Origin of the sequence: Pseudomonas sp. GM84 (assembly GCF_000282535.1) — a bacterium.
Lineage (GTDB): Bacteria > Pseudomonadota > Gammaproteobacteria > Pseudomonadales > Pseudomonadaceae > Aquipseudomonas.
On sequence record NZ_AKJC01000145.1, the window covers coordinates 1 to 6,767 of the forward strand.

Here is a 6,767-nt window from a genome sequence, read left to right on the forward strand (position 1 = left end):
GAGCGCTACCAGCTTGCCTGCGGCGATAGGGCCCTCGAAGGCAAAAAAAAGCCCGCTGACCGAGCGGGCTGAACGTAGAGCACTTGCGTGATTCAGTGGCCAAGCCCATCGCTGATGACGATCCCCTTGGCCTGCATCGCCTCGATCAACCCGGCCCGCACATGGGGCAGGTTGAGCATGCTGGTATGGCGTACCCGCTGCACTTCCTCACCGCTATACGGCTGCCACTGTTCAGGCGAGCTGTCGCCCGCCATCCCATCCCGTGCCAGCAGCCAGTTGAGCAGGTCGGCAATCTGCTGATCGTTCAGCGCCGACTGTGAAATCCCCGGCACCCTCACCAGGAATTCGCGCCCGCCCGGCACCTTCAGGAAGTTGCCGACGAAGCCCTGCATGCGCGGTGTATCGTTGGCCGCCGACCCCTCACCACTGTCACGGTGGCAGCCGGCGCACTGCAGCTGGTAGTTCACCGGCACCGAGTACCCGGCCTGGGCAATCGGCACCGGTGGCACTTCATTACCGGGCGCCGGCCGCTGGTTGGGGTCGGGCAGGGTCCTGGCCTGGGCCAGCGGCGCCAGCAGGCACAGGAGCAGAAGCGCCGTTACACCCTTCATGGCGCTACACCGCCACGCCGCGAATGATGGTGACGGTGCAGTTGTAGATCTTCGACTCGGCCCCCAGGCACCAGTTGATGTCGTTGTTGTTGAACGGCCGGTACAGCGGTTGCTCGTCGTCGTTGCGCGAGCAGGCGCACTGGCCGCAGGCGTGCTTACCGCAGCAGTCGTTGTACGAAATGATGTAGTTCTTGCCATCGGCCGGGTTGCGGCAGGTGCCGATCCAGGTCACCAGGGAGGCCTCGGTGCCGGGCGGGCACGAGGTGATCGAGCCGCCACAGCACGAGCAGAGGAAGCCGTCGATCGAGCAGTTACGCCAGTAGTCACAGCTGGTCGGGTCGCCCGGGTCGCCCATCTTCGGCTCGTCAGCCGCCAGCGCCTTGGCGGTACGGTCGATCGGCAGCAGCACCGGCAGGGCGGCACCGGCGACGATCAGCGAGCCGAGGCGGGCCAGCACCTTGCGCCGCGAGGTGGTGTCGGCGACATGGCGGCTGGAGCGTTCAAACAGTTTGTCGAGAAAACTCATGGTCGGCTCCGCGATCAGTGCTGCGCGCTGTGTGGGTGGGCGTGGTCATGGGCGTGGTCGTGGTCGTGCTTGTGCTCGCCATGCAGGTAGTGCTGCAGCGTGGCGCTGCCCAGGTGGACGGTTTCGAACAGGCTGTCGAGGTGTTCGCGGGAGTTCACCAGGCCTTTGGCACGCAGGGTGCCGGCCTGGTCGATGAGCACGGCATAGGGCAGCTTGCCGATCTGGTAGGTCATGCCGATTTCCGGGCCGACCACATAGGTGGCCTGCTGCAGGCCGTTGGCCTCGATCAGCGCCTGCTGTTCAGTGAAGTCGCCGTCGCTGACGTAGATCACGTCCAGCTCGCCGCTGTTGTCCTTGGCGATCGACTTCACCGCCGGCAACAGCGATTTGCACACCGGGCAGCCCGGGGCGAGGAAGAACAGCAGCTGCGAGCGCTCGGCGCGGTAACCGATGTTCACCGGGCGGCCGTGGCGGTCGGCGGCGGTCACTTGCGGCGCTGGGTCGTTGACGGTGACGCCTTTGTCCACCATCAGCGCGCCCGCTGGGGCGATGCGGCTGTGCAGGACGCCAATCTGGCGGACCAGGGCCATGACCGTGAAGGCGACGGCGATCAGCAGCAGCCAGAGCAGGATGTTCGATGCGATAAGCAGTTGCATGGGGGTTATCTCCCAGTCAATTTGGCAAGACGCGGCTGGTTGGCCAACAGGCCATCCACCGCTACATGAATCAGCAGCGCCACGGCAGCGGCCGCGATCACCACGAAGATATCCAGCGCGCCCAGTGCGCGTTCGGCCATCGGCACGGCGGCCAGGCCCGCGAGCAGGGCGATCACCAGGTTGCGCAGCAGCAGCACCGGGCGCAGCGGTTGCGCGGCACCGGGGCCGGAGCAGCCGCAGTCGATGTCGCGGCGCCCGCGCCACAGGTTCAGGCCGATGGCACTGGCGTACAGCGCCATCAGCAGCACCACGCCCAGCGCCGCCAGGCCGTGCCAGGCGGGCAACAGCAAGGCCAGCGCCAGGCCCAGCTCGGCCAGCGCCAGGCTGGTTGTGGCCGCGGGCACCAGCGCATCGGGCAGCACCTGGTAGGCGCGCACGATGCCGTTGAAGGCGCGCCAGTCACGCAACTTGTGGCTGGCCGCGCTGGCCAGCAGCGCCGCCAGTGCGGTACTGGCGGCAATTACCAGGACAGGGTCGAGCATGGTCGTGTCTCCTGCTTACCAAGGGGCCAGGGTGAGCACCGGCGTGTCGGCGATCTGGTTCATCGCGCCGCTGTGCTTGCCGGTGGCCAGGTCGAAGAACTGCACGCCGCCTTCCAGGTCGGTGGCCACCAGAATCGGCGCCTTGTCGTGGCTCGCCTGCAGGCTCCACACCGGTTTCGGCGACTCCAGGGTGCCGAGCTTCTTGCCGGTCTTGAGGTCGAAGGACCAGATGATGGTGCTCGGGTCTTCCCATTTGCCGTCGGTGTGCTGGTCGTGCATCAGCGCATACAGGCGGTTCAGGCCAGGGGCCACGGCCAATGCCTGCCAGCCACCTGGCGCCCAGCCCTGCTTGCGCTCTTCGTCGCTGACCAGCGACCAGGTGGGCAGGGGCTTGGTCTTGCCGCCTTCGAAGCTGACCGGGTACACCTCACCGTGGGTGGTGGTGAAGTAGTAGGTGTCGCCGTTGGCGATGGCGCGCTCGTTCAGGCGCACCTTGTTCGGGTCGAAGAACGGCGTCTGCGTGCGCGACACTTCCTTGCCCTGGTCGTCGAGGGTGACCAGCAGCAGCTGGCCGTCACCGCACAGCGAGGCGAAGCTGCGCTTGCCCACCGGGTAGTTGAGCACGCAGCCGCTGATCGCCACTTCGCTGGCGACCTTGCGCGCCTGGGTGTCGACCACGGTCACCGAGGTCGAAGGGGTGAGGTTGAAGACATAGGCCAGCTTGCTGTCGGCGCTGATGCCCATGGCGTACTTCTCGGTCAGGGTGCTGGCGCGCTTGGCCGGCAATACCACTTCCCATTCCGGGCGCAGGGTCTGGGTGTCCCAGGCCACCAGCACGTCGGTGCGCTCGCCGTAGGTGCCCCGCGAGTAGAACAGGTTGGCCGAGTACAGGGTGCGGTTGTCCGGGCTGAGCGCGGTCGGTGCGACGAAGGCATTGGTGGTCATGCCGAGCATGCGCTTGGCCTTCGGGTCGACCACCACCACCTTGCCGGCGATGGGATTCTTGAAATCCACATCGAGGATGTAGACACGGTGAGGGTCCGGGGGGAACGGCAGGGTGTTGCTGCCGATCTCTTCGGCGGGCAGCTCGGCCCGCACCGCGCTGGTGCTTGCGGCCAGGGCCAGGGCCAGGGCCGCCGAGATGCTGAGCCTGTCGACGCGACGCATTGGCTATCTCCGATGTTGTTATGGGTTATGCAGAAATCGCAGTCATCGCAGTTTGCCGCCTGGCCCGAAGCGCTGCTTTGGCCAGCGTGACATTCTCTTGAGGCTCCCTGACAAAACGCCTGGCAGGGCTGGCAGACCGGTAGGCAGGCGCCTGAAGATCGGACCGCACAGCTTTTCCACTGCCAATTCCAGGAGTCATGTCATGAGCGATATCCAGCTGTTACCTGCCGTGGTCGAATTCCTCGCCAGGCCCCATGGCCATTTCATCGAGGGCCAGTACCTGGCAGGCGAGGCGGGGCCATCGATCGACGTGCATGACCCGTCCAGCGGCGCGGTCATCGGCCAGGTCGCCGAGGCCAGCGAAGCCGAAGTGGCGCGTGCCGTGGACAGTGCCCGGCAAGCGTTCAAGGGCGCCTGGGCCCAGGTTTCGCCGTATCAGAAAGGGGTGGTGCTCAACCGACTGGCCGACCTGATCGAAGCCAATGCCGAGGAACTGGCACAGCTCGAAACCCTGTGCTCGGGCAAGTCGATCAACCTCTCGCGCGGCCTGGAAATCGCTCAAAGTGTAGTCTTTCTGCGTTACTTCGCCGGCTGGGCGAGCAAGATCACCGGGCAGACCATGACCCCGTCGATCCCCTCGTTCGCCGGCGAGCGCTACACCGCGTTCACCCTGCGCGAGCCGGTGGGGGTAGTGGCCGGCATCGTGCCGTGGAACTTCTCGGTGATGATCGGCATCTGGAAGATCGCCTCGGCCCTGGTCACCGGCTGCACCATCGTGATCAAGCCCAGCGAGTTCACGCCGCTGACGCTGTTGCGCATCGCCGAACTTGCGATCGAAGCCGGTGTGCCGGCGGGTGCCTTGAACGTGATTAACGGTCGTGGTGCGGTGGGCCAGCGACTGATCGAGCACCCGAACGTGGCCAAGGTGGCCTTCACCGGTTCCGTGCCGACCGGCATCGCCGTGGGCAAGGCGGCGATGGCGGCCAACCTGACCCGCGCCACCCTGGAGCTGGGCGGCAAGAACGCCGCGGCGCTGCTGGCCGATGTGGACGTGGACGGTGCCGTGGCCGGCATCGTGCAGACCGCCTATGTGCACCAGGGGCAGGTGTGCGCCTCGCCCGAGCGGCTGTACGTGCACCGCAGCAAGGTCGATGAAGTCACCCGCAAACTGGGCGAGGCGCTGGGGCAGTTGAAGATCGGCTCCGCGCTGGATCCCGAAGCCCAGTTCGGCCCGCTGGCCAATGCCGCGCACCTGGAGAAGATCCTCGGTTTCTTCGAACGTGCCCGCGCCAACAACACGGTGATCTGCGGCGCCAAAGCGGTCGACCGGCCGGGTTACTTCGTCGAGCCGACCGTGGTGCTGGCCAACGACGCCAACGACCCGCTGCTGCATGAGGAAACCTTCGGGCCGATCGTCTGCGTGCTGCCGTTCGATGACGAAGAGCAATTGGTCGAGCTGATGAACGACAGCCCCTACGGCCTGACCGCCAGCCTGTGGACCAACGACCTGTCCAAGGCACTGCGGTTGATTCCCCGGATCGAGGCCGGCACGGTGTGGGTCAACATGCACACCTTCCTCGACCCGGCGGTGCCGTTCGGCGGTAGCAAGGCGTCCGGGGTGGGGCGCGAGTTTGGTAGCGCGTTCATCGAGGACTACACCGAGTTGAAGTCGGTGATGATCCGGTACTGAGGGACATCTCTGGACCTGGCCCTGAGGGAGTGAAGCTAGCAGCTCCCTCAGGAGCGTTGCTATTGCATTTTGCCTTACGAGTTTTGCGGGCGTTCTTATTTCGGGATACAGAAAGCCCTCGCGAAGATGGCTTGCCAGTTGGACATCAGCGGCCCGCTTCTTCGATCTCGCGGGGGAAGCGGGGCTCGTAGCAGAGCAGCAGCGAGAGCCAGTGACCGGTGGCGTGGATGAGGATGGCTGGCAGCAGCAGCACGTTGATGGCCACGAAGACCCACAGGCCGCTGTGACGCAGGAAGTGGGTGTCCAGGCCCCAGGCGGCCTTGAACGAGAGCCAGGGCCAGGGGAACTTGCTGAGCAGCTTTTTCGGCGCGGGCGCGGCGGCGGGGCCATCTTCCATGTAGCGGCGGATGTACTCCCAGAAGGCGAGCAACTCGCTGGCGTTGCGGGTCGGCTTGCCAACGAAGGTGACCTCCAGGTTGTCGGTGGGGGTGCCCTGCAGGTCCACGCCGTCACCCCTGTCCCAGACCAGGATGAGGAAGCCGCCGGTACCCTCCAGCTCGCTCATTTTCTTGTCCAGGAGGATCTCGGTCTTGTCCCAGTCCATGATGCGGATGCCGCCCAGATGCTTGGGGCGCAGCAGGTAGACCTTGCGGGTGATGCGGTTGAAGCGAACGATGATGCGCCGGGCGGTGAGGGACTCCAGACGAATATATCGAGATGTATATTTTAAAAATATGCCGAGGACCACTAGCCAAAGTATGGGGAATAGTGTGAGAAAGAAATGGTCTGAGCCTGTCAGGGGGTCGCCATTATGTCGAAGCCCTGAGGTGAACTTCGAAATGGATACGCTCAACGTTATCACAAACATGTAAATGAGGAAGCCGTAGATCCACCCTAAGAAGATTGTGATTATGCCTCGTTTCTCATCACTCGGCGTGCGAAGATCGATGTATTGCTCGGTGTAGGAGTAGAGGGAGTCATTGTCGTAGACTTTTTTAGAGACAGAATCGCCCACGCCTTCCGGAGCATGGAGTTCCGTTTGCCCCGGTTGACGTTGTTTCTTTTCGTATGCTTCACGATCTTCTTCGTAAGTGCTCAGGGTTTTAGACCATTGAAAGCCGCGTTCCAGAAAATACATCAGAGAGTGCTCCTAATGGCATTTTGCAGAATTTCAATTTCCCGTTCTTCAGTGTCGGCGATGCCATTGCTGCGGTTTTTGCGGAACGTGCAATGGTCCAAATAGCGCTGCAAGGCGTCAGGAAGTATGAAAATCTCGATTAGAACCAACGATAAGATGACCAGATTGAGCCCGAAGAACAGCCGAAGCATAGGCACCATGCGCGCGGCCAGGGCAGTAGAAGCCCGCGCGCCTGTTTTTATCAAAGGTCCAAGAATTGGCCTGTTGCCATATTTTTGCAGAAGGTATTTAAAGAACGGGCTTGCAAGTCCCAAACCGACTGAAATCGATAAAGAAGCTGCGCCTAATTGGGTAGCTGCGCGTAAGGCATAGAACCCCGCTATCGAATAGTTGTCGAGTTTGGCGTTCTGATAAAAGTCTTGGATGTCATACCATGC

8 protein-coding genes are annotated in these 6,767 nt (G+C 63.3%); 1 reads left to right on the top strand and 7 read right to left on the bottom strand.

The window, feature by feature from the left end; all coding sequences use genetic code 11:
- Positions 1-92: 92 nt before the first annotated feature.
- Genes PMI38_RS12980 through PMI38_RS13000 form a run of 5 tightly spaced genes read right to left on the bottom strand, consistent with a single transcriptional unit; the run spans position 93 to position 3,502 of the window.
- The gene (locus tag PMI38_RS12980; protein ID WP_008094645.1) at positions 93-611 is read right to left on the bottom strand and encodes a hypothetical protein; all 519 of its coding nucleotides are present in this window, start codon (positions 609-611) and stop codon (positions 93-95) included.
- 4 nt (positions 612-615) lie between these two features.
- The gene (locus PMI38_RS12985) at positions 616-1,137 is read right to left on the bottom strand and encodes a methylamine dehydrogenase light chain (protein ID WP_008094646.1); all 522 of its coding nucleotides are present in this window, start codon (positions 1,135-1,137) and stop codon (positions 616-618) included.
- Positions 1,138-1,151: 14 nt separating this feature from the next.
- Positions 1,152-1,793 (bottom strand): methylamine dehydrogenase accessory protein MauD, encoded by a 642-nt coding sequence (mauD, locus tag PMI38_RS12990; RefSeq protein WP_008094647.1) that lies wholly within the window; start codon positions 1,791-1,793, stop codon positions 1,152-1,154.
- A gap of 5 nt (positions 1,794-1,798) precedes the next feature.
- Positions 1,799-2,335: a MauE/DoxX family redox-associated membrane protein gene (locus PMI38_RS12995; RefSeq protein ID WP_008094648.1), complete on the bottom strand. Its 537-nt coding sequence runs from the start codon at positions 2,333-2,335 to the stop codon at positions 1,799-1,801.
- A gap of 15 nt (positions 2,336-2,350) precedes the next feature.
- Entirely contained in the window at positions 2,351-3,502 is a 1,152-nt protein-coding gene (locus tag PMI38_RS13000; protein WP_008094649.1) for an amine dehydrogenase large subunit, read from the bottom strand.
- 202 nt (positions 3,503-3,704) lie between these two features.
- On the opposite strand from PMI38_RS13000, the gene PMI38_RS13005 reads away from it, so the two are divergent.
- The gene (locus tag PMI38_RS13005; RefSeq protein WP_008094650.1) at positions 3,705-5,192 is read left to right on the top strand and encodes an aldehyde dehydrogenase family protein; all 1,488 of its coding nucleotides are present in this window, start codon (positions 3,705-3,707) and stop codon (positions 5,190-5,192) included.
- Between the two features lie 145 nt (positions 5,193-5,337).
- Here PMI38_RS13005 and PMI38_RS13010 read toward each other — a convergent pair whose 3' ends face one another.
- Together PMI38_RS13010 and PMI38_RS27095 are read right to left on the bottom strand one after the other, a co-directional pair.
- The gene (locus PMI38_RS13010; RefSeq protein WP_008094653.1) at positions 5,338-6,330 is read right to left on the bottom strand and encodes a DUF6708 domain-containing protein; all 993 of its coding nucleotides are present in this window, start codon (positions 6,328-6,330) and stop codon (positions 5,338-5,340) included.
- Positions 6,330-6,767: hypothetical protein (locus tag PMI38_RS27095; RefSeq protein ID WP_008094654.1), on the bottom strand; the 438-nt coding region annotated here is incomplete at its 5' end. The genes PMI38_RS27095 and PMI38_RS13010, both read right to left, overlap by 1 nt.